Origin of the sequence: Cupriavidus sp. WGlv3, from assembly GCF_023952475.1 — a bacterium.
In the GTDB taxonomy this organism is placed as follows: domain Bacteria; phylum Pseudomonadota; class Gammaproteobacteria; order Burkholderiales; family Burkholderiaceae; genus Cupriavidus; species Cupriavidus phytorum.
On record NZ_JALHRX010000003.1, the window covers coordinates 195,047 to 218,343 of the forward strand.

The following is a 23,297-nucleotide window of genomic DNA, read 5'->3' on the forward strand; positions in this document are numbered from 1 at the left end:
CCTCTTGCTGTCGCTCTGGTGGGGTCCGCTTGGTGTGGTCCGCTTGGTGTGGTCAGCCATCGCGCCTACCAGGCGTCGACGAAGGGGCGTATCGGTCGGTGCGATCGGTGCGGGTCGGCCTCGCCCGCTTCGAGGCCGCTGACCAGCCACTGCCGCGTCGCGGCCGGATCGATCACGGCATCGAGCTCCAGCGCCGCCGCGGCGTTGATGGCATGGCCGCGCTCGTACATCTGCGCCACCAGCTGCTGGTACAGCGCATCGCGCTGCGGCCCCGCCGGCAGCGCTTCCAGTTCCTTGCGGAAGCCGAGCCGGACCGCTCCCTCCAGGCCCATGCCGCCGAATTCGCCGGTCGGCCACGACACCGTGAAGCTGGGCGCGCGAAAGCCGCCCGCGGCCATCGCCATCGCGCCCAGGCCATAGCCCTTGCGCAGCACCACCGCCAGGAACGGCACGCGCAGCTTGGCGCCGATCACGAACATGCGCGACACGTGGCGCACCTGGGCGCGGGCCTCGACCTCGGGGCCGACCATGAAGCCCGGCGTGTCGATCAGCGACACGATCGGCAGCCCGTGCGCGTTGCACACCTGCATGAAGCGCGCGGCCTTGTCGGCGGCATCGGCGTCGATGGCGCCGCCGAGGTGGCGCGGATTGTTGGCGAGAATGCCCACCGGCCGGCCTTCGATGCGCGCCAGCGCGGTATGGATGCCGGTGCCGAAACCGGCGCGCAGCTCCAGCACGCTGCCGACGTCGGCCAGACCATCGATGGCGGCACGGGTGTCGTACACGCGCAGGCGGTTTTCAGGCACCACGTGGCGCAGCGCCAGCGGGTCGGGCGCCTGCCATGCTTCGATGCGGCCCTGGAACATCGACAGGTAGTGCTTCGCTGCGGCCACGGCCGCGGCTTCGTCGTCGACCAGCAGGTCGGCCACGCCGTTGTGGTACTGCACCGCGGCCGGACCGATGTCCTCGGGCCGGAACACGCCCAGGCCGCCGCCTTCGATCATGGCGGGGCCGGCCATGCCGATGTTGGCGTTGCGCGTGGCGACGATCAAGTCGCAGCAGCCCAGCAGCGCGGCATTGCCGGCGAAGCAGCGCCCCGACGCGATGCCGATCACCGGCACCTCGCCGCTCAGCTCGGCGAAGGCGCCGAACGACGGCTGGTACAGGCCCGCGACGGTGGGGAAGTCGACATCGCCCGGACGCCCGCCGCCGCCCTCGGCAAAGATCACCGTGGGCAGGCGGTTACGCAGCGCCACTTCCAGGATGCGGTCGGTCTTGGTGTGATTGCGCTTGCCCTGGGTGCCGGCCAGCACCGTGGCGTCGTAGGCCAGCACCGCGCAGCGCGCGCGTTCCGGCGCGAACAGGCTGCCGTTGATGGTGCCGGTGCCGGTGATCAGGCCGTCGGCGGGGGTGTTGGCGATCAGGTCGGCCTCGCTGCGCCGGCTGGCCTGCGCCGCCAGCGCCAGGCCGCCGTATTCGCGGAAGCTGCCGGCATCGCACAGGTCGTCGACATTTTCGCGCGCGGTGCGCTGGCCGCGCGCATGGCGGCGTGCCACCGCCTCCGGGCGGTTCGCGTCGTACAGGAAGGCATGGCGGTCCAGTACCCGCTGCAGGTCCGGGCGGATCGCCGCGGGGTCGGCGCGTTCGGCGTCGGCGCCGGCATGCGCGCCGGCGTCGGCGGGCTCCAGCACCAGCATCACCTGGCCTTCGGCCACCTGCTCGCCGGATGCGGTGCGCAGGTCGATCACGCGTCCGGCGTGTTCGGCCACGATGGCATGTTCCATCTTCATCGCATCGAGCACCGCCACGGTCTGGCCGGCCTTGACCACGTCGTTCTCGCGCGCCAGCTCGATCACGCGGCCGTTCATCGGCGCGCGCACCGCGCTCAGGCCTTCGCCCAGCTGCTCGTCGAAGCTGGCGCTGCTCGACGTGGCCGCCACCGGCGCCACGGCGGCGCCCGCCAGCGCGTGCCTGGCCGCGTGCTGCGCGCCGATCTGCGCGGCGCGTTCCAGCAGCGCGGGCAGCGCCGTCTCCATATAACGGGTATGCACCTGCTGGCTGGCAAAGTCATCGCGCTCGGCCAGCGCCCGCAGCAGGTCCAGGTTGGTGGCGATGCCGGTGATATTGAATTCGGCCAGCGCGCGCTGCAGGCGCCGCACCGCGTCGGCGAAGTGATCGCTGGCCGAGGTCACGATCAGCTTGGCCAGCAGCGTGTCGTAATGCGCGGACGGGGCATAGCCGGTATAGCCATGCGTGTCGACGCGCACGTCCGGCCCGGTGGGCGGATCGAAGCGCTCCAGCCGGCCCTGCGCCGGCCGCGCCAGCCCCTGCGCGTCGGTGGCTTCGGCATTGACGCGCACCTGGATCGCAAAGCCGCGCACGCGCGGCGGGTGGCGCGGGTCCAGCCCCAGCTCGGGCAGGCGCCGGCCCTGGGCCAGTCCCAGCTGGACCGCCACCAGGTCGATCCCGGTGACCTGCTCGGTGACGGTGTGCTCGACCTGCAGGCGCGGGTTGGCCTCGATAAACACGAAGGGCAGGGCCGCGCCATCGCGGCTGGCGCCATGCTCTGGCTCTTCGACCAGGAATTCGAAGGTGCCCAGGCTGCGGTAGCGCGCCTCGCGCGCCAGCGTGCAGGCGGCGTCGACGATGCGCTGGCGCAGCCCGGCATCGAGCGCCGGGCTGGGCGCGATCTCCACCACCTTCTGGAAGCGGCGCTGCAGCGTGCAGTCGCGCTCGCCCAGCGCGATCACGCTGTCGCCGTCGCCGGCGATCTGCACTTCGATATGGCGCGCGCGCGCCACCAGCCGCTCGGCGTAGAGGGTGTCGATGCCGAACGCCGAGCGTGCTTCGGAGCGGCAGCGCGCATAGGCTTCGGGCAGGGCGTCGCGCTCGCGCACCACGCGCATGCCGCGTCCGCCGCCGCCGCCCACCGCCTTGAGCACCACGCCGGCGCCGTCCTGCTCGTCGAAGAACGCCGTCACCGCATCGAGCGTGGCGCCGCCCGGCGTGGCCGGCATCACCGGCACGCCGCAGCGGGCGGCCAGCGCCAGCGCGCGGCCCTTGTCGCCGAACAGCGCTAGGTGTTCGGGCTCGGGCCCGACAAAGACAATCTGTGCCGCCGCGCAGGCGCTGGCAAAGTCAGCACGCTCGCTGAGAAAACCGTAGCCGGGGTGGATGGCATCGCAGCCGGTGGCTCGCGCCGCGGCCAGGATGGCGTCGATGTCGAGATAGGCCGCCGCACCTTCGCCCTGCAGTGCGACGGCTTCGTCGGCGAGCAGGCGGTGGCGGCTGTTGGCGTCGTCGCCGGCGTAGACGGCCACGGTGGCGATGCCGAGATCGCGGGCGGCGCGCTGCACGCGCAACGCGATCTCGCCGCGATTGGCGATCAGGAGCTTCTTCACAAATGTCCCCTTCCCATGCGAAGCGGCGGCACGCAAGCGCGCAAGCGGTCTGCGCCGCCGGCTTCTTGTTTTTGTGGTTTGTGATTCTGCGAGGTGGAATCTACGCGGCCAGCCAGAGGGTCACAAGCGCGATGCGCCGGAACCATGTATGACATGCCGCGTGTGCATAAAGCGGGGGCGGGGAAGGGGATTTGCCGCTGTTCTGTTCTGCATTGCAGAATTCAGGCGGCTGTGGCGGGCGCGTCGGCGTGCACCGGGGGATTGGATGGCGATTCGCCATCGAGAGAAACCGCGTCACGAGCGTGCCGCGGGATGGCACCCTCTCCCGCGTGTCGGGAGAGGGAACAGCGATAAAAGACGATCAGCCGATGCGCATGCCCGGCACCGCGCCGCTGTGCGGCTCGAGGATGTACAGGCCGGGCGCGGCCTTTTCATCCGCGGCCGAGGCCGCCAGCACCATGCCTTCGGACACGCCGAACTTCATCTTGCGCGGCGCCAGGTTCGCCACCACCACGGTCAGCTTGCCCACCAGTTGCTCGGGCGTGTAGGCCGACTGGATCCCCGAGAACACATTGCGGGTGCGGCCTTCGCCCAGGTCCAGCGTCAGCTGCAGCAGCTTGTTCGAGCCTTCCACCTTCTGGCATTCGACGATCCTGGCCACGCGCAGGTCGATCTTCGCGAAGTCGTCGATGGTGATGGTGTCGGCGATCGGCTCGATCGCGGCTGCGTTGGCGTTGGCGTCCGCGGTGGCGGCCGGCGCCGCGGCCGCCTGCAGCGATTCGCGGTTGGCGGCCAGCAGCGCGTCGACCTGTTTGGCATCGACGCGCGTCATCAGGTGCTGGTACGGCTGCACCGGGCTGGCGGCCGACAGCTGCTGGTCGATCGCGCGCCAGTCCAGCGGCGCGACGTTGAGGAAGCGCTCCACGCCCGCGGCCACGTTGGGCACCACCGGCTTCAGGTAGATGGTCAGCAGGCGGAACGCCTCCAGCGAGACCGAGCACGCTGCATGCAGCGCGGCGCGCTTGCTGTCGTCCTTGGCCAGCTCCCACGGCTTCTCGGTGTCGACGAAGGCGTTGACCGCATCGGTCAGCTCCATCACCAGGCGCAGCGCCTTGCTGTACTCGCGGCTTTCATAGAGATGCGCCACCTGCGGCGCGGCCTGGCGCAGCTGCTCCAGCAGCGGATGGGCCAGCGCGGCCTCGTCGACCTTGCCGTCGAAGCGCTTGACCAGGAAGCCCGCGGCGCGGCTGGCGATGTTGACGTACTTGCCGATCAGGTCGCTGTTCACGCGCGCGATGAAGTCGTCGAGGTTCAGGTCGAGGTCTTCCATGCTGGCGTTGAGCTTGGCGGCGAAGTAATAGCGCAGCCACTCCGGGTTCATGCCGGTGTCGATATAGCTCTGCGCGGTGATGAAGGTTCCGCGCGACTTGCTCATCTTGGCGCCGTCCACGGTCAGGAAGCCGTGGGCGAACACATTGGTCGGGGTGCGGTAGCCCGAAAAGCGCAGCATCGCTGGCCAGAACAGCGTGTGGAAGTACAGGATGTCCTTGCCGATGAAGTGGTACTGCTCGGCGGTCGAGTGCGGGCCGACCCAGGCGTCGAAATCGATGCCGCGCTGCTGCGCCAGGTTCTTGAAGCTGGCGTAGTAGCCGATCGGCGCGTCCAGCCACACGTAGAAGTACTTGCCCGGCGCCCCCGGGATCTCGAAGCCGAAGTAGGGCGCATCGCGCGAGATGTCCCAGTCGGACAAGGTCGAGGCCTCGCCCTCGGCGCCCAGCCATTCCTGCATCTTGTTGGCGGCTTCGGGCTGCGCCAGGTCGGCCACCCACTCGCGCAGGAAGCTCTCGCAGCGCGGATCGGACAGCCTGAAGAAGTAGTGGGCCGACGACTTGCGCACCGGCGTCGCCCCCGACACCACAGAGTAGGGGTTCTTCAGGTCGGTCGGCACGTAGGTGGTGCCGCACACCTCGCAGGAATCGCCGTACTGGTCCTTGGCGCCGCACTTCGGGCACTCGCCCTTGATGAAGCGGTCGGGCAGGAACATGTTCTTGACCGGGTCGTAGAACTGCTCGACCTCGCGCTCGGCGATCAGGTCCTCGGCCTTCAGCGCCAGGTAGATCTTCTCGCACAGCTCGCGGTTTTCCTCGGCGTCGGTGCTGTAGTAGTTGTCGAACGACACCAGGAAACTGTCGAAATCGCGCTTGTGCTCGGTCCAGACGCGGTCGATCAGCGCCTTGGGCGTGATGCCTTCCTTCTCGGCGCGCAGCATGACGGGGGTGCCGTGGGTGTCGTCGGCGCCGACGTAGTAGACCTCGTTGCCCATCATGCGCTGGAACCGCACCCAGATATCGGTCTGGATGTACTCCACCAGGTGGCCGATATGGATCTGGCCGTTGGCGTAGGGCAGGGCGGATGTGACGAGGATGCGACGTGCGGTCATAAACAGGGGCCGGTCAGGAGCGGGGAAATCGTGGAGACGGCGCCAGCCAGGACGGGCGGGCGCGTGCCGGGAAGGGGCTATTTTAACAACTGGTAGGGCGCCGCGCGGCGGTTCCGCATCGCGGAATGGGCGGGCGCCCGGATCCGCGCGGGCAAAAAAAAGCGCCGGTCAGTGCCGGCGCAGCTTTCCACAACGGAAAAGGAGGAGAAATCAGGTACCGCCCGGGAGGTCAGCCACCCATCGCGAGCCAGCAACGGTGGCAAGCGGCACCTGTTTCTATGACAGGGTCACCCTTGAATTGGTTTCAAAAAAATTTCGACGCGGCGATTTTGTGCCCGTCCGGCTTCGCTGCCGTTGTCGGCAACCGGCTGGCTTTGCCCGCGTCCTTCGGCGGAGAGGCGGTTGCGTGCGACGCCGCGATCACCCAGATAACCTGCCACGCTCTGCGCGCGGCGCTGCGACAGCTGCATGTTGTAGTTGGGGTTGCCGGTGCTGTCGGTATGGCCCACCACGTTGGCGCTCACGTCCTGGTGCTGGCCAAGGGTCTGCGCGACCTGGTCGAGCACCGAGCGGAACGACGGCTTGATGGAGGCGCTGTCGGTGTCGAAGGTGACCTGGCTCGGGATGTTGACCTTCAGCGAGCCGTCCGGCTGCTCGGTGATCTGTGTGCCCGTGCCGGCGGTGTCCTTGTTCAGCTTGCCGCGGATCGCGTTCCAGTTGTAGCCGGTCGCGCCGCCGATGGCGCCACCGACGGCCGCGCCCACCAGCGTGCCGGTGGTGTTGCCGCCGATCAGGTTGCCAAGCCCCGCGCCGACCGCGGCGCCGACGCCGGTACCAACCGCCGTGTGGGTTTGCTGTTCGGTGGCGCAGCCAGCGGCCAGCAGCGTGGCGGCGGCGAGCGAAACGGTAACGAGCTTGATCTTCATGCTTTCTCCTTCTGATATTCCCGTAAATGTTCTTGGTACCGCGTGGGCGATGGTAACGCCAAGGCAGGCGGCAGGTAACCCATTGTGCGCGTCGGCCCGGCCGGGCGCGGCACCGCTTGCGGTATCGACCTGCCGGGCCGTCCAACCGCACTACAATATGGATATGGCGGCGCGCGCACAAGTGCAAGCTTGTGAGATTTGTAATTGTCTGTAATCCCCCACCCCACAGAGGGGATTGCGCGCGGATTTCCGGCGTTCATGGCCGGTGCTGCATACTTTGATACATTAGGCGCAGGCCATCATGCGCCCGTTCCCCACTATCCAAGCGGAGTTTGTCTTGAGCCTCAGCACTGAGCAGGTTACCGAAGCCCTGCGCACCGTCATCGACCCCAATACGGGCAAGGACCTGGTGTCCACCCGCTCGGCCCGGAACATCCGCGTCGATGGCGGCGAGGTATCGCTCGAGGTCGAACTCGGCTACCCCGCCAAGAGCCAGTTCGATCCGATCCGCAAGCTGGTGGTGGCCGCGGTGCGGCAGCTGCCGGGCGTGACCAATGTCAGCGTCGCCGTCAGCATGAAGATCGTCGCCCACGCGGTGCAGCGCGGCGTCAAGTTGCTGCCGGGCGTGAAGAACGTGATTGCGGTGGCGTCGGGCAAGGGCGGCGTGGGCAAGTCGACCACGGCCGTGAACCTGGCGCTGGCGCTGGCTGCCGAAGGCGCGCGCGTGGGCATGCTCGACGCCGACATCTACGGACCCAGCCTGCCGATGATGCTGGGCATCGACGGCCGCCCCGAATCCGCCGACGGCCAGACCATGGAGCCGCTGGAGGGCCACGGCCTGCAGGCCAACTCGATCGGCTTCCTGATCGAGCAGGACAACCCCATGGTGTGGCGCGGCCCGATGGTGACCTCGGCGCTGGAGCAGCTGCTGCGCCAGACCAACTGGCGCGACCTCGATTACCTGATCGTCGACATGCCGCCGGGCACCGGAGACGTGCAGCTGACGCTGTCGCAGAAGGTGCCGGTCACCGGTGCGGTGATCGTGACCACGCCGCAGGACATCGCGCTGCTCGACGCCAAGAAGGGCCTGAAGATGTTCGAGAAGGTGGGCATTCCCATCCTGGGCATCGTCGAGAACATGGCGGTGTATTGCTGCCCGAACTGCGGTCATGTCGAGCATATCTTCGGCCACGGCGGCGGCGAGAAGATGTGCGCCGACTACGGCGTCGACCTGCTCGGCAGCCTGCCGCTGAACCTGAGCATCCGCGAGCAGGCCGATTCCGGCCGCCCGACCGTGGTGGCCGAGCCCGACAGCCCGGTGGCCGAGATGTACCGTGCCATCGCGCGCAAGGTGGCGATCAAGGTCGCCGACAAGGCGCGCGACATGACCAGCAAGTTTCCCAGCATCGTCGTGCAGAACACCTGAGCGCCCGCCTGCCGCCATGGACAGCCAGCCCACCGCCAACCTGCCGCCGCACGGCGCCCGCCCCGCCGTCACCATGGCCGTGGTGATGCGCAAGGTGGCGCTGGCGAACCGCTGGCAGCCCTGGAAATGGCAGCTGGACGCGGTGCTGCCCGACCTGGGCGAGTTCGGCACGCAGCCGGTGTGCCTGGAGCACGATGCGCACGGCGCGCGCTGGCTGTACCCGGGCTACGAGGTGGAGCTGTTCCGCGACCAGGGCGAGGGCTACTACCTGAACCTGACCTCCGCCACGCCGTGCTGGTTCGTGCTGTGGCGCATGCCCGAGGATGACGGCAAGGGCGACGCAGATGAGGCGCATCCGGTGCCGGTCACCGTGGCGCTGTCGTACAACGAGGCCGGCCGCTGGCTGGACGCCGGCGAGACCGTCGAGAACGTGCCGCTGGCGCCGGAGCAGCGCGACTGGCTGCAGGCCTACGTCAACGAACATTACCGGCCCGAGCCCAAGCAGCGGCGCCGGCCCGAATCCTTCAAGGCGCCGGACCAGCGCGCCCGCTACTGATTCCTGACACCATCGAGAAGCGGCCCTGCCCATGAGCGAATCGTCCTTCCTGTCGCGCTGGTCGCGCCGCAAGGCCGCGGTGCGCGAGGGCGTGGCCGTGCCCGCCGAGCCGCTGCCGACGGTGGCCGCCGAGGCGCCCCCTGCGACCGTCGAAGCCGTTCCCGAGTCGCCGCGGGATCCGCCGCCGACGCTGGCCGATGTCGCGGCGCTGCGGCCCGGTGACGAGATCGCCCGCTTCGTTGCGCGCGGCGTGGACGAATCGGTCAAGCGCGCCGCGCTGAAGACGTTGTTTGCCGATCCGCACTTCAATGTGATGGACGGGCTCGATATCTATATCGACGATTACAGCAAGCCGGACCCGATCCCGCCCGAAATCCTGCGCCAGTTGCGCCAAGCGCAGACGCTGGGCCTGTTCGAGCCGACCGACGAGGAACGCGCCGCGGCCGAAGCCGCGGCGCGCCTGTCGGAGCCGGAACAGGTACCGCCGGCAGCGCAAACGGACGCGGAGCAGGCACCGCATCAGGCGGACGCAGCACCAGGCGAAGACGCCGACGCGCCGCTGGTGCAGGCCGATGCACCGGCAGGCGCTGAAACGCCGCCGCCGCACGCCAGTCAAAGCGAACAACAGGGCCTGCAAGACCCGCCGCAAGACCCGCATAAACGCGCGTAGCCCCAGCGGGCAGCGCAGCCTACAATAGGCATCCCCACAATCCGCCGGCCCGCAGACCCCCGCCAAGAAGGGACGTCCGGACCGGTCAGCCGCACTCGCCATGCCGACGCTGATCTGCAATTGCAACGACACCATGCCGCTGGACGGGGCGGCATTGTCAGACGCAACCCGCGACGCCAGCCAGGGGCCGCTCAAGGTCCATCGACTGCTGTGCCGGCGCGAAATCGGTGACTTCACCGCCGCGCTGGACGGCACCGAGGACGTGATCGTCGCCTGCACGCAAGAGCGCCAGCTCTTTACCGAGGTGGCCGCGCAAGCCGCGCAGGGCCGCGATGGCCAGGCGGTGGTGACCGCGCCGGTGCGCTTCGTCAATATTCGCGAAACCGGCGGCTGGTCGCAGGGCGCCCGGTGCGACCCCAGGACCGCCAACGCCAAGATCGCCGCGCTGCTGGCGGTGGCGGCACTGCCCGAACCCGAGCCGGTGCCGGTGGTGGACTACCGCAGCGACGGCGCGGTGCTGGTCCTGGGCCCGGCGGCGCGCGCGCTGCCGTGGGCCGAGCGGCTGGCGGCGATGCAGCTCGAAGTCACGGTGCTGCTGACCGGCGGCGACCCGCGCGACGGCACCGCCGCGCAGCCCGCGGCGCGCGCCTATCCGGTCCACAGCGGCAAGCTGGCCGCGCTGAGCGGCTGGCTCGGCGCCTTCGAGGCCAGTTGGGAAACCGGCGCGGGCCGCAGCAACCCGATCGACCTGGACCTGTGCACGCGTTGCAATGCCTGCATCGATGCCTGTCCCGAGGACGCGATCGACTTCAGCTACCAGATCGACCTGTCGCGCTGCCGCGCGCATCGCGATTGCGTGCGCGCCTGCGGCGCCGCCGCGGCGATCGACTTCGACCGTCCGCAGGGCACCGGCGCGGGCCGCTTCGACCTGGTCTTCGACCTGTGCGACACGCCCGCCTTCACCATGCACCAGCCGCCGCAGGGCTATCTGCATGCCGGCGCCGACCCGGAGCGGCAGCAGGCCCAGGCGCTGGCGCTGGCCGGGCTGGTGGGCGAGTTCGAGAAGCCCAAATTCTTCCGCTACAAGGAAAGCCTGTGCGCGCACGGCCGCAACCAGACCACCGGCTGCACCGCCTGCATCGATATCTGCTCGACCCAGGCCATCGCCTCGCGCTGGCATGACGGCAAGGGCCGCATCGAGGTCACGCCCAACCTGTGCATGGGCTGCGGCGCGTGCACCACGGTCTGCCCGAGCGGTGCCATCAGCTATGGTTACCCCGGCCCCGAGACCACCGGCGCGCGGCTGCGCACGCTGCTGTCCGCCTACCGGCAGGCCGGCGCGCGCGATCCGGTGGTGCTGCTGCACGGCGAGGAGTCCGGCACGCCCGCGCTGCTGGCGCTGGGCCGCGCCGCCCGCGGCGGCAAGGCGCAGGGTGTGCCCGCGCAGGTCATGCCGCTGTCGCTGTTCCATCCGGCCTCGGTGGGGCTGGAGTTGTGGCTGGCCGCGCTGTGCTGGGGCGCCAGCCGCGTCGCCGTGCTGCTGACCGGCGACGAGGCGCCGCAATACCGCGCCGCGCTGCTCGAGCAGATGGCGGTGGGGCGCGCGCTGCTGGCGGGACTGGGCTATGACGACGAGGTGCTGTCGCTGGTCGAGGCCGCCGACACGGTCGCGCTCGATGCCGGTTTGGCGGCGCTGCGCCCGGCGCGCAACGCCTTGCCGCCCGCATCCTTCGGCCCGGTTGCGGCCAAGCGCGAGCTGCTCGACTTCGCGCTCGACCACCTGGTGCGCCATGCGCCGTCGCCGGCGCAGAGCGTGCCGCTGCCCGCGGGCGCGCCGATCGGCGCCATCGCCGTCGATACCGGCAAGTGCACCTTGTGCCTGGCGTGCGTGGGCGCGTGTCCGTCGCAGGCGCTGCGCGACAATCCCGAGCGCCCGGTGCTCAGCTTTATCGAGCGCAATTGCGTGCAGTGCGGGCTGTGCCAGAAGACCTGCCCGGAAGACGCCGTGACCCTGGTGCCGCGCCTGCTGGCCGGCGACGCGGCCCGGCGCCCGGTCACGCTCAACGAGGCCCAGCCGTTCCATTGCGTGCGCTGCGCCAAGCCGTTCGGCACGGCGCAGATGGTCGAGTCGATGCTGGTGCGCCTGGCCGGCCATCCGGCCTTTGCCGGCGCCGCCGCGGAGCGCCTCAGGATGTGCCCGGACTGCCGCGTGGTGGACATGATGGAACACGACCCAGGCGCCGTCACCGGCGCTACCCTGCGCTGAGACCCGGCCCGGGCCACCGGGCACAATTCATCACGACATGACAGATTTCCAGCCGATCCAGCTCACCGCCGCGCCCCCCGCCGACCCCGCGGACAGCGAAGACACCGCTCGCGCCGATCTGTACGGCCTGCTGGCGACGCTGTTCTACCGCGCCCCGGACGCGGCCTTGCTGCATCACATCGCGGCCAACCGCGCCGTGGGCGAAGATGCGCAGACCGTGCTCGGCAAGGCGTGGAATGCGTTGTGCGACGCAGCATCCGAGACCACCGCGGCCGAGGCCGAGGAGGAGTACCGGCAACTGTTCGTCGGCGTGGGCCGCCAGGACGTGTTTCTCTACGGCTCTTTCTATATGACGGGCTTTCTGAACGAGCGCCCGCTGGTGGCGCTGCGCGAAGACCTGGCCCGCTATGGCCTGGAGCGCCACGAAGGCGTCAGCGAGACCGAGGACCACATCGCCACGCTGTGCGAGGTGATGCGCTTCCTGGTGGCGGGTGACGACCTGGCGGTGTCAAACCTGGGCGAGCAGCAGCGCTTCTATGCGAAGCATCTGCAGCCCTGGATCGAGCCCTTGTGCGAGGCGGTGGCGGCGCACCCGCAGGCGCGCTTCTATCGCAGCGTGGCCGGACTGCTCGGCACCTTCGCCGGGGTCGAGGCGGTGGCGCTCGAGATGACCTGAGCGCGGGACCGATGCGGCGCAAGGCGCAGGTTTCTTAGCTCAAGTTGGAGCAGAAGGTAAGGAAAAACCCGTGCTTGTCATGGTCTTTCCTTCCAGTTGATTCTAGAATATGCATAACAACGCATAACGGCACAACCATCGGGCTTTGACAACCGAGGAGCCCCCACATGAGAGAGAAGCCAACCAGGGTCGCGCGCCGCACGTTTCTCGCGGGCGCCGGAGTTGTAGCCGCCGCCACCGGTGCGGCAGCGCTGAGTGCGCGCACACCCGCCATGCCGGGCCAGGCTGCAGCCCTGCCGGAACCCACCGATCCTCCGTCGGACAGCAAGGGTTACCGGGTCTCCGACCACATCCGCAAGTATTACCGGACCACGCTGGTGTAACTGCCACGGCGGCGTGGTCTGGCGCGCCGCCTGCAACCGGACGCTACCCAATCGTCCGTTTCTGAGGTGAGACATGATCTTGACCCGCAAACGCGCGGCGCAGGGCGCATCCGCCCGCCTCGCTGATGGCCTTGCACATCGGCCCGACTCCGGGCCCGAATCCGCCGGCGCAAGCTCCGGCCGGCTCTCCCAACGACTCGCGGCCAGCCTGGCCGGCGCCATGCCGACCATGGACCGCCGCAGCTTCCTCAAGCGCTCCGGCATCGGCGTCGGCGCCGGCCTCGCGGCCTCGCAGCTGACGCTGCTGCGCAAGGCCGATGCCGCCGACGACAAGAAGGCCGCCGGCGATGGCAAGACCGGCATCGTGGTCAGGCGCACCGTGTGCGGCCACTGCTCGGTCGGCTGCGCGGTCGACGCGGTGGTGCAGAACGGCGTGTGGATCCGCCAGGAGCCGGTGTTCGATTCGCCCCTGAACATGGGCGCGCACTGTGCCAAGGGCGCCGCGTTGCGCGAGCACGGCCACGGCGAATACCGGCTCAAGTACCCGATGAAGCTGGTCAACGGCAAGTACCAGCGCATCGGCTGGGACCAGGCGCTCGACGAGATCACCGCAAAGATGAAGGCGATCCGCCAGGAGACCGGTCCGGACTCGATGTTCTTCGTCGGCTCTTCCAAGCACAGCAACGAGCAGTCCTACCTGATGCGCAAGTGGGTGTCGTTCTTCGGCACCAACAACACCGACCACCAGGCGCGCATCTGCCACTCCACCACCGTGGCGGGCGTGGCCAATACCTGGGGCTACGGTGCGATGACCAACTCGTACAACGATATGCAGAACGCCAAGGCGGCGCTGTATATCGGCTCCAACGCGGCCGAGGCGCATCCGGTGTCGATGCTGCACCTGCTGCATGCCAAGGAGAACGGCTGCAAGGTGATCGTGGTCGATCCGCGCTTCACGCGCACCGCGGCCAAGGCGCACCATTACGTGCGGATCCGCTCGGGCACCGATATCGCTTTCCTGTTCGGGGTGCTGTACCACGTCTTCAAGAACGGCTGGGAAGACCAGAAGTACCTGAACGACCGGGTCTACGGCATGGACAAGGTCAAGGAAGAGGTGCTGGCCAAGTGGACCCCCGACAAGGTCGAGGAGGTCACCGGCGTGCCCGAGGCGCAGGTCTACATGGTGGCCGAGATCATGGCCAAGAACCGGCCCAGCACGCTGGTGTGGTGCATGGGCCAGACCCAGCACACCATCGGCAACGCGATGGTGCGCGCCTCGTGCATCGTGCAGCTGGCGCTGGGCAATATCGGCGTGGCGGGCGGCGGTGCCAACATCTTCCGCGGCCACGACAACGTGCAGGGTGCCACCGACGTGGGCCCCAATCCCGACTCGCTGCCGGGCTACTACGGCCTGGCCACCGGCGCGTGGAAGCACTACGCGGCGGTCTGGGGCGTGGACTACGAATGGATCAAGAAGCAGTTCGTGTCGCAGGCGATGATGGAGAAGTCCGGCACCACGGTGTCGCGCTGGATCGATATCGTCACCGAGAAGAACGAGCTGATCGACCAGGACAACAACGTGCGCGGCGTGTTCTTCTGGGGCCATGCCCCGAACTCGCAGACGCGCGGCCTGGAAATGAAGAAGGCGCTCGACAAGCTCGACCTGCTGGTGGTGGTGGACCCGTACCCGTCGGCGACCGCGGCCATGGCCAACATGCCGCCGGCCGAGGGCGACAAGGTCAACCCCAACCGCGCGGTGTACCTGCTGCCCGCGGCGACGCAGTTCGAGACCTCGGGCTCGTGCACGGCCTCGAACCGCTCGCTGCAATGGCGCGAGAAGGTGATCGAGCCCCTGTTCGAGTCGATGCCCGACCAGACCATCATGCAGGCGTTCGCCGACAAGCTCGGCTTCGGCAAGGAGCTGTCGAAGAACTACAAGATGATCGAGGTCAAGCGGGCCGGCCGGACCTGGATGGAACCCGAGCCCGAATCGATCCTGCGCGAGATCAACGCCAGCAACTGGACCATTGGCTACACCGGCCAGTCGCCCGAACGCCTGAAGTCGCACATGCGCAATATGCAGATGTTCGACGTCAAGACGCTGCGCTGCAAGTCGGGCAAGGACCCGGTCACCGGCTACGACCTGACCGGCGACTACTTCGGGCTGCCGTGGCCATGCTATGGCACGCCGGAACTGAAGCATCCGGGCTCGCCCAACCTGTACGACACCAGCAAGCACGTGATGGACGGCGGCGGCAACTTCCGCGCCAACTTCGGCGTGGAGCGCGATGGCGTCAACCTGCTGGCCGAGGATGGCTCGCATTCGATGGGCGCGGAGATCACCACCGGCTATCCCGAGTTCGACCACGTGCTGCTGAAGAAGCTGGGCTGGTGGGACGACCTGACCGATGCCGAGAAGGCCAAGGCCGAGGGCAAGAACTGGAAGACCGACCTGTCCGGCGGCATCCAGCGCGTGGTGCTGAAGAACCATGGCTGCCATCCGTTCGGCAACGCCAAGGCGCGCGCGGTGGTGTGGAACTTCCCCGACCCGATCCCGCAGCACCGCGAGCCGCTGTACTCGACGCGTCCCGACATGGTCGCGAAGTACCCGACCCACGACGACAAGATGGCGTTCTGGCGGCTGCCGACGCTATACAAGTCGGTGCAGCAGCGCAATCTCGAGAACAAGGTGGCCGAGAAATTCCCGATCATCCTGACTTCGGGACGCCTGGTCGAGTACGAGGGCGGGGGCGAGGAAACCCGTTCCAACCCGTGGCTGGCGGAACTGCAGCAGGAGAACTTCGTCGAGATCAACCCCCGCGCCGCATCCGACCGCGGCATCCGCAACGGCGACTACTGCTGGGTCAAGACGCCGACCGGCGCCAGGCTGAAGGTACGCGCGCTGGTCACGGAGCGGGTCGGGCCGGATACCGCCTTTGTCCCGTTCCATTTCTCGGGCTGGTGGCAGGGCAAGGACCTGAAGGACTACTACCCCGAGGGTGCGATGCCCGTGGTGCGTGGCGAAGCGGTCAACACCGCCACCACATACGGCTATGACTCGGTGACGATGATGCAGGAAACCAAGACCACCATTTGCCAGATCGAGCGGTTTGCCTAAGCGCAGAGGAACACCATGGCACGCATGAAATTTATCTGTGACGCCGAGCGCTGCATCGAGTGCAACAGCTGCGTCACTGCCTGCAAGAACGAGCACGAGGTGCCCTGGGGGGTGAACCGGCGCCGCGTGGTCACGGTCAACGACGGCATGGTTGGCGCCGAGAAATCGATCTCGGTGGCCTGCATGCACTGCTCGGACGCGCCCTGCATGGCGGTCTGTCCGGTCGACTGCTTCTACCGCACCGAGGACGGCGTGGTGCTGCACGACAAGGACGTCTGCATCGGCTGCGGCTACTGCTCCTATGCCTGTCCGTTCGGCGCGCCGCAGTTTCCGTCGACCGGCACCTTCGGCGTGCGCGGCAAGATGGACAAGTGCACCTTCTGCGCGGGCGGCCCGGAGAAGAACGGCTCGGAAGCCGAGTTCGAGAAGTACGGCCGCAACCGGCTCGCCGAAGGCAAGCTGCCGCTGTGCGCCGAGATGTGCTCGACCAAGGCGCTGCTGGGCGGCGACGGCGACGTGATTGCCGACATCCTGCGCAACCGCGTGATCAAGCGCGGCACCGGCGGCGACGTGTTCGGCTGGGGCACGGCCTATGGCAATGCCCAGGCCGGCGCGAAGCCGGCGGCACCGGCGCAGCGGCCTGCGCCCGCAACGACGGCGCCCGCCGCACCCGCCGCGCCGACCGCGCCGGCAGCCACGGCACCTGCAGGAGGGAAAGCGTCATGAATCGCATCCGCGTCGTTGCACTGGTGTCGCTGTGCGGCGTGCTGCTGGCCGCGTGCGGCGAGAAGCCGCAGACCATCGGCCCGTCGCACCGCAAGGCCGACGCCCAGGCGTTCCAGGGCGCCCCGGACGATCCGTTCGTGGCCAAGGGCTGGACCGCGGGCGACCGCAACAGCTGGAACAACCAGATCCGCCAGCGCAACCAGTTGCAGAACGAGTACAACCGGGTGCAATGACCGCGCCGCCGTGTGGACTTCCCGCCAGCCGGGAACTGAAGGAGGGGCTATGACGCCGTCGCACAATCGATGCCGCGCCGGAGGCTGGCGTGGCTGGCGGGGTTGGCTGACTGCCGGCGCGCTGGCGCTGGCCGCGGCCGGCAATGCCGTGGCACAGGCCCCGGCACCCGCGCCGGGGCCGTCGACCGGACCGGCGACCGCATCGGCCAGCGCCGACGCCAACAACCCGGCCACGCATCCGGCCCAGCCGCTGGCCGGCATCGCGTCCGAGAACATTTTCAACATTCCGCCGCGCGACATCGCCGCCGAGGCCAGGTCGCAGCAGCAGCGCAGCGTCACGCAGCCCGGCAGCAACGCGCCGATGTGGCGCGAGGTCAATTCCGACCAGCGCCACTACAGCAGCCTGCCCGACAAGGAAGCCGGGGTGCTGATCCAGCGCACCGGCCAGTCGTGGCGGCTGTTCCGCAATGGCGTCATCACGGTCTGGGGCGGCTGGCTGCTGCTGATCGTGCCGGTGGTGATCCTCGGCTTCTTCCTGTGGCGCGGCACCATCCCGCTGCGCACGCCCAGGACCGGCCGCATGATCGAGCGCTTTACCCCGCTCGAGCGCATCGTGCACTGGACCATGGCGATTTCCTTCGTGGTGCTGGCGGTGTCGGGCATCGTGATGCTGCTGGGCAAGCATTTCCTGCTGCCGCTGATGGGCCATATGCTGTTCGGCTGGCTCAGCTACATCCTGAAGAACCTGCACAACGTGGTGGGGCCGATCTTCACGCTGTCGGTGATCGTCGCCTTCGTGGTGTTCCTGCGCGACAACCTGCCCAGCCGCGACGACGTCCGCTGGGTCACCAGCCTCGGCGGGCTGGCCTCGGGCAAGCACGTGCCGAGCGGGCGCTTCAACGCCGGCGAGAAGATGTGGTTCTGGGTGGGCGTGTTCGTGTTCGGCCTGGTGCTGTCGGTCTCGGGCTGGGTGCTCGACATGATCGTGCCGGGCATGGACTACTACCGCGCCACCATGCAGATCGCCAACGTGATCCACGGCATCTCGGCGGTGCTGATGATTGCCATGGCGTGCGGCCATATCTACATGGGCACCATCGGCATGGAAGGCGCGTACCGCGCCATGCGCGATGGCTGGGTCGACGAGGCCTGGGCCAAGGAGCACCACGAGCTCTGGTACGACGACATCAAGTCCGGCAAGATCCCGGCCCAGCGTTCGGCCAGCCCGGATGCCGCCGCGGCCCGGCCGGCGCGGCAGAGTCCCGGCGAAGCCTGACGCAGGCCTGACGAGCGGGTCCCACGACACAGCAGGAATCCTGAACCATGACACGCATCCTGACGCTGATCGCCGTAGCCGCCGGTGCCGCCTGCACGGCCTTCGCCCCGGGCGCGCTGGCCAAGCTGCCCGCGCCAACCGAGTCCCAGCAGGCCAAGGCCGCCGAGACCAGGGCGCGCGCCGCCTGGTCCGACAAGGTCTCGGCCTACCAGCTGTGCCGTGCCCAGGACAAGATCGCCGCGCATTACCTGGCCGACCGCAAGGCGCACGGGCAGCAGGCGCGCGAGCCGGTGCAGACCGCCGCCTGCGCCGATCCGGGACCGTTCGTGGCGCCGGTGCCTGCCATCGCCAGCACCGCCGGTGCACCCGCGGCAGGCGCGGTACAATCCCCTGCAAAGGCGCCGTAACTTCCGCCCCCTGCATGCCGCTCGGGGCCTTCACCCGCAGCCCCGAGTCCCTCGTCATGACCTTGCGTCCCGAGCTTACCCAGGCAGCCGTTCCACTGATCGAAGAGGTTGAAGTCGTCGACGAGCAAGGGCGCGTGCGCGCGGCCTACCTGCCGGGCGAGCGGCCGCTGACGGTCTATCTCGACAAGCGCGAGCTGGTCACGCTGATGACGCTGGGCGGCGCGCCCGAGCACCTGGTGCTGGGCTACCTGCGCAACCAGCGCCTGGTGGAATCGATCGAGGACATTGCAGCGGTGCAGGTCGACTGGGAAACCGAATCGGCCGCGGTGACCACCCGCACCGGCGTCGACCGCATCGAGGAGCGCACCGCGCGCCGCGTGGTGACCACCGGCTGCGGCCAGGGCACCGTGTTCGGCTCGCTGCTGGACGAGGTCGACAGCATCCGGCTGCCGGTTGGCGCCACGCTCGACCAGGACACCCTGTACGGCATCATCGACACCATCCGGCTGCAGCAGTCGGTGTACAAGCAGGCCGGCTCGGTGCATGGCTGCGCGCTGTTCCAGGGCACCGAGCTGCTGATGTTCGTCGAGGACGTTGGCCGCCACAATGCCGTCGACGCGATTGCCGGGCGCATGTGGCTCGAAGGCATGACTGGCGGCGACAAGATCTTCTACACCACCGGGCGCCTCACTTCCGAAATGGTGATCAAGGGCGCGCAGATGGGCATCCCGTTCCTGCTGTCGCGCTCGGGCGTGACGCAGATGGGCTACCAGATGGCCCGGCGCGTCAACCTGACGCTGTTCGCGCGCTGCACCGGCAAGCACTTCCTGCTCTATACCGGGCGCGAGCGCTTCCGCCACCGCCAGCCCGAAGATGTAGTGGCGTAGCGGCCACTTGCAGGGCCGCTCGCACGGCGCCTTGCACGGGCGCTCCCGGGCTTGAGGGGCGCGCGCCGATTGGTTGTACAATGCGGCGCACTCCGAGCCGTCTATCCGCCCAACCTTATGAGCATCAAATCCGACAAATGGATCCGCCGCATGGCGGAGCAGCACGGCATGATCGAGCCGTTCGAGCCAGGCCAGGTCCGGGAGGCCGACGGCCGCAAGATCGTGTCGTACGGCACCTCGAGCTACGGCTACGACATCCGCTGCGCCGACGAATTCAAGATCTTCACCAATATCAACAGCACCATCGTCGACCCCAAGAACTTCGACGAGAAGTCGTTCGTCGACTTCAAGGGCGAGGTCTGCATCATCCCGCCCAATTCGTTCGCGCTGGCGCGCACGATGGAATACTTCCGCATCCCGCGCAGCGTGCTGACCATCTGCCTGGGCAAGAGCACCTACGCCCGCTGCGGCATTATCGTCAACGTGACGCCGTTCGAGCCGGAATGGGAAGGCTATGTGACGCTGGAGTTTTCGAACACCACGCCGCTGCCGGCCAAGATCTACGCCGGCGAGGGCTGCGCCCAGGTATTGTTCTTCGAGAGCGACGAGATCTGCGAGACCTCGTATGCCGACCGGGGCGGCAAGTACCAGGGCCAGCACGGTGTCACACTGCCGAAGACCTGAGCGCATTACAATCCGGCGTCTGCCGGCACGGCGCGCCCGCCAGCGCCGCCAAACCTGACGTGAGAGCCACATGCCGCCGTCGCAGGGAACCGCTGCGGGCCATGTGGCTCGAGTCCTTTATGTCCTGCTTTCCATCAAGGATGCCCGATGAAATTCCGCTTCCCCGTCATCATCATTGACGAAGACTTCCGCTCCGAGAACATCTCCGGCTCCGGCATCCGCGCGCTGGCCGAGGCGATCGAGAAAGAGGGCATGGAAGTCATGGGGCTGACCAGCTACGGCGACCTGACCTCGTTCGCCCAGCAGGCCAGCCGGGCATCGACCTTCATCGTGTCGATCGACGACGACGAGTTCGCCAGCGACAGCGAGGAGCTCGAGGCCGCCGCGATCGAGAAGCTGCGCGCCTTCGTCGCCGAGGTGCGCCGCCGCAACTCCGACCTGCCGATCTTCCTGTACGGCGAGACCCGCACCTCGCGCCATATCCCCAACGATATCCTGCGCGAGCTGCACGGCTTCATCCACATGTTCGAGGACACGCCCGAGTTCGTGGCGCGCCACATCATCCGCGAAGCCAAGGTCTACCTGGACACGCTCGCGCCGCCGTTCTTCAAGGCGCTGATCGACTACGCGCAGGACAGCTCGTATTCGTGGCACTGCCCGGGGCACTCGGGCGGGGTGGCCTTCCTGAAGAGCCCGGTGGGCCAGGTGTTCCACCAGTTCTTCGGCGAGAACATGCTGCGCGCCGACGTCTGCAACGCCGTCGACGAGCTGGGCCAGCTGCTGGACCACACCGGCCCGGTGGCCGCGTCGGAGCGCAATGCCGCGCGCATCTTCAACTCCGACCACATGTATTTCGTCACCAACGGCACCTCCACCTCGAACAAGATGGTGTGGCATGCCAACGTGGCGCCGGGCGACATCGTGGTGGTGGACCGCAACTGCCACAAGTCGATCCTGCACGCGATCATGATGACGGGCGCGATCCCGGTGTTCCTGATGCCGACGCGCAACCACTACGGCATCATCGGCCCGATCCCGAAGAGCGAGTTCGATCCGCAGACGATCAGGAAAAAGATCGCCAACCACCCGTTCGCCAGCAAGGCGAAGAACCAGAAGCCGCGCATCCTGACCATCACCCAGGGCACCTACGACGGCGTGCTGTACAACGCCGAGCAGATCAAGGAAATGCTGGCGGCCGAGATCGACACGCTGCACTTCGATGAAGCCTGGCTGCCGCACGCGGCGTTCCACGACTTCTATCGCAACATGCACGCGATCGGCAAGGACCGCCCGCGCAGCAAGGACGCGCTGGTGTTCGCCACGCAGTCCACGCACAAGCTGCTGGCCGGGCTGTCGCAGGCCTCGCAGATCCTGGTGCAGGATTCGGAGACGCGCAAGCTGGACCGCTACCGCTTCAATGAAGCGTACCTGATGCACACCTCGACCAGCCCGCAGTACTCGATCATCGCCTCGTGCGACGTGGCCGCGGCGATGATGGAAGCGCCGGGCGGCACCGCGCTGGTCGAGGAGAGCATCCAGGAAGCGATGGACTTCCGCCGCGCCATGCGCAAGGTCGAAGGCGACTACGATGCCGGCAACAACGGCGACTGGTGGTTCAAGGTGTGGGGCCCGGACGCGCTGATCGAAGACGGCATCGGCGACCGCGAGGAATGGATGCTGAAGGCCAACGAGCGCTGGCACGGCTTCGGCGACCTCGCCGACGGCTTCAACCTGCTCGACCCGATCAAGGCCACCCTCATCACCCCGGGCCTGGACGTCGACGGCGAGTTCAGCGAGCGCGGCATCCCGGCGGCGATCGTCACCAAGTACCTGGCCGAGCACGGCATCATCATCGAGAAGACCGGGCTGTACTCGTTCTTCATCATGTTCACCATCGGCATCACCAAGGGCCGCTGGAACTCGCTGGTGACCGAGCTGCAGCAGTTCAAGGACGACTACGATCAGAACCAGCCGCTGTGGCGCGTGCTGCCGGAATTCGTCGCCAAGTATCCGCAATACGAGCGCATGGGCCTGCGTGACCTGTGCGATGCGATCCACAGCGTGTACAAGGCCAACGACGTCGCGCGCGTGACCACCGAGATGTACCTGTCGGACATGGAGCCGGCAATGAAGCCTTCGGACGCGTGGGCCATGATGGCCCACCGCGAGATCGAGCGCGTGCCGGTCGACGACCTGGAAGGCCGTGTCACCGCCATCCTGCTGACGCCGTACCCGCCGGGCATTCCGCTGCTGATCCCGGGCGAGCGCTTCAACCGCACCATCGTGCAGTACCTGAAGTTCGCGCGCGAGTTCAACAAGCTGTTCCCGGGCTTCGAGACCGACATCCACGGCCTGGTGGAGGACGAGGTCGACGGCAAGAAGGCGTACTTCGTCGACTGCGTGAAGCAGGGCGCCTGAGCGCCAGCCGGCTCCCGCCGATGCAGCAAGGGCCCCGCCAAGGCGGGGCCCTTTCTATTTGTCCTGGCTGAACGGATTTATCACCATCGTGCCGGTGCCGCGGAAGTCCGCGACATTGCGCGTGACGATGGTGAGGCGGTGGATCAGCGCGGTGGCGGCAATGAACTTGTCCAGCGCGTGCTCGGGCCGTGCCGCGCGCAACTGGCCCCAGACCTGCGCGACCTCGGCATCGACCGGCAGTACCTGCCGCCCGAAGTCTTCCAGCACATGGGCCAGCCAGCGCTCCAGCAGCGCTGCCTGCACCGCGTCGCCGCGATGGCGGATCAGTGCCACGCCGCGCTGGAGTTCGCCCACGGTCAGCGCCGACAAGTAGAGCGCGGCCCCATCGCGCGCTGCCTGCCGGAAGAAGGCACGGACGCCGGGGTTGGCGCGCTCCCGCTTGCGGGTCTCGCTGATGACGTTGGTATCAATCAAATACACGCGGCGCCTCACCCGTATCCTGGATGCGCTCGAAGTCGGCGTCCTGCCCGACGTCGGGCATGCCGGACAGCACTTCGGCAAAGCTGCGCCGGGCCGTGCCGCCCAGCGCCTGCGCCAGGATGGCGCGGTGTTCGGCCTCGGCGCTGCGGCCATTGGCGACGGCCTGCTCGCGCAGGCGCTGGACCAGCGCTTCATCGACGCCACGAACCAGTAGGGTTGCCATCGTGAACTCCTCACCATTGGATGGCGTGATGATAGCATTGTTATCATTACGGCGGTCACGTATCGATGGCAGGCAGTAGATCGGGGTCGCGGTGAAGTGCC

Annotated in this window: 19 protein-coding genes; 14 read left to right on the top strand and 5 right to left on the bottom strand. The window is 68.0% G+C overall.

Annotation, left to right across the window (positions count from 1 at the left end):
* Nucleotides 1-65: 65 nt before the first annotated feature.
* The 3 genes from MKD38_RS07495 to MKD38_RS07505 form a co-directional block, all read right to left on the bottom strand.
* Nucleotides 66-3,401, bottom strand: a complete 3,336-nt coding sequence (locus tag MKD38_RS07495) for an acetyl-CoA carboxylase family protein (RefSeq protein ID WP_252675478.1) — start codon at nt 3,399-3,401, stop codon at nt 66-68.
* Nucleotides 3,402-3,762: 361 nt separating this feature from the next.
* Entirely contained in the window at nt 3,763-5,841 is a 2,079-nt protein-coding gene (metG, locus tag MKD38_RS07500) for a methionine--tRNA ligase (RefSeq protein WP_252675479.1), read from the bottom strand.
* A gap of 287 nt (nt 5,842-6,128) precedes the next feature.
* A complete protein-coding gene (locus MKD38_RS07505; RefSeq protein ID WP_116383387.1) occupies nt 6,129-6,767 on the bottom strand; it encodes a YiaD family glycine zipper/OmpA-like lipoprotein in 639 nt (212 codons plus the stop codon).
* 337 nt (nt 6,768-7,104) lie between these two features.
* On the opposite strand from MKD38_RS07505, the gene apbC reads away from it, so the two are divergent.
* The 14 genes from apbC (at nt 7,105) to MKD38_RS07575 (ending at nt 22,493) form a co-directional block, all read left to right on the top strand.
* Entirely contained in the window at nt 7,105-8,193 is a 1,089-nt protein-coding gene (gene apbC, locus MKD38_RS07510; RefSeq protein ID WP_111519324.1) for an iron-sulfur cluster carrier protein ApbC, read from the top strand.
* A gap of 16 nt (nt 8,194-8,209) precedes the next feature.
* A complete protein-coding gene (locus MKD38_RS07515; RefSeq protein ID WP_252675480.1) occupies nt 8,210-8,749 on the top strand; it encodes a DUF3305 domain-containing protein in 540 nt (179 codons plus the stop codon).
* A gap of 31 nt (nt 8,750-8,780) precedes the next feature.
* Entirely contained in the window at nt 8,781-9,419 is a 639-nt protein-coding gene (locus MKD38_RS07520) for a DUF3306 domain-containing protein (protein ID WP_252675481.1), read from the top strand.
* Nucleotides 9,420-9,519: 100 nt separating this feature from the next.
* A complete protein-coding gene (locus MKD38_RS07525) occupies nt 9,520-11,685 on the top strand; it encodes a 4Fe-4S binding protein (RefSeq protein WP_252675482.1) in 2,166 nt (721 codons plus the stop codon).
* 37 nt (nt 11,686-11,722) lie between these two features.
* Nucleotides 11,723-12,361: a TorD/DmsD family molecular chaperone gene (locus MKD38_RS07530; protein ID WP_252675483.1), complete on the top strand. Its 639-nt coding sequence runs from the start codon at nt 11,723-11,725 to the stop codon at nt 12,359-12,361.
* Between the two features lie 167 nt (nt 12,362-12,528).
* Nucleotides 12,529-12,744, top strand: coding sequence for a formate dehydrogenase (locus MKD38_RS07535; RefSeq protein WP_252675484.1), 216 nt, complete (start codon nt 12,529-12,531; stop codon nt 12,742-12,744).
* Nucleotides 12,745-12,817: 73 nt separating this feature from the next.
* A complete protein-coding gene (locus MKD38_RS07540; RefSeq protein ID WP_252675485.1) occupies nt 12,818-15,862 on the top strand; it encodes a molybdopterin-dependent oxidoreductase in 3,045 nt (1,014 codons plus the stop codon).
* A gap of 15 nt (nt 15,863-15,877) precedes the next feature.
* Nucleotides 15,878-16,588, top strand: coding sequence for a formate dehydrogenase FDH3 subunit beta (gene fdh3B, locus MKD38_RS07545; RefSeq protein WP_252675486.1), 711 nt, complete (start codon nt 15,878-15,880; stop codon nt 16,586-16,588).
* Entirely contained in the window at nt 16,585-16,821 is a 237-nt protein-coding gene (locus tag MKD38_RS07550; RefSeq protein ID WP_018008073.1) for a hypothetical protein, read from the top strand. Before fdh3B ends, MKD38_RS07550 begins: the two co-directional genes overlap by 4 nt.
* A gap of 49 nt (nt 16,822-16,870) precedes the next feature.
* A complete protein-coding gene (locus MKD38_RS07555; protein ID WP_252675487.1) occupies nt 16,871-18,097 on the top strand; it encodes a formate dehydrogenase subunit gamma in 1,227 nt (408 codons plus the stop codon).
* Nucleotides 18,098-18,144: 47 nt separating this feature from the next.
* The gene (locus MKD38_RS07560) at nt 18,145-18,504 is read left to right on the top strand and encodes a hypothetical protein (protein WP_252675488.1); all 360 of its coding nucleotides are present in this window, start codon (nt 18,145-18,147) and stop codon (nt 18,502-18,504) included.
* Nucleotides 18,505-18,560: 56 nt separating this feature from the next.
* Nucleotides 18,561-19,391 carry a formate dehydrogenase accessory sulfurtransferase FdhD gene (locus tag MKD38_RS07565; RefSeq protein WP_111519334.1) on the top strand — a complete coding sequence of 277 codons (831 nt, stop codon included), beginning with the start codon at nt 18,561-18,563 and terminating at the stop codon, nt 19,389-19,391.
* A gap of 117 nt (nt 19,392-19,508) precedes the next feature.
* Nucleotides 19,509-20,075, top strand: a complete 567-nt coding sequence (gene dcd, locus MKD38_RS07570; RefSeq protein ID WP_018008077.1) for a dCTP deaminase — start codon at nt 19,509-19,511, stop codon at nt 20,073-20,075.
* A gap of 147 nt (nt 20,076-20,222) precedes the next feature.
* The gene (locus tag MKD38_RS07575) at nt 20,223-22,493 is read left to right on the top strand and encodes an arginine/lysine/ornithine decarboxylase (RefSeq protein ID WP_252675489.1); all 2,271 of its coding nucleotides are present in this window, start codon (nt 20,223-20,225) and stop codon (nt 22,491-22,493) included.
* A gap of 54 nt (nt 22,494-22,547) precedes the next feature.
* On the opposite strand, the gene MKD38_RS07580 is transcribed toward MKD38_RS07575, so the two are convergent.
* Both MKD38_RS07580 and MKD38_RS07585 read right to left on the bottom strand, forming a co-directional pair.
* Nucleotides 22,548-22,973 carry a type II toxin-antitoxin system VapC family toxin gene (locus tag MKD38_RS07580; RefSeq protein ID WP_111519336.1) on the bottom strand — a complete coding sequence of 142 codons (426 nt, stop codon included), beginning with the start codon at nt 22,971-22,973 and terminating at the stop codon, nt 22,548-22,550.
* On the bottom strand, nt 22,960-23,196 hold the full coding sequence (locus tag MKD38_RS07585) for a FitA-like ribbon-helix-helix domain-containing protein (RefSeq protein ID WP_252675954.1): 237 nt from the start codon (nt 23,194-23,196) through the stop codon (nt 22,960-22,962). Before MKD38_RS07585 ends, MKD38_RS07580 begins: the two co-directional genes overlap by 14 nt.
* Nucleotides 23,197-23,297: the final 101 nt, after the last annotated feature.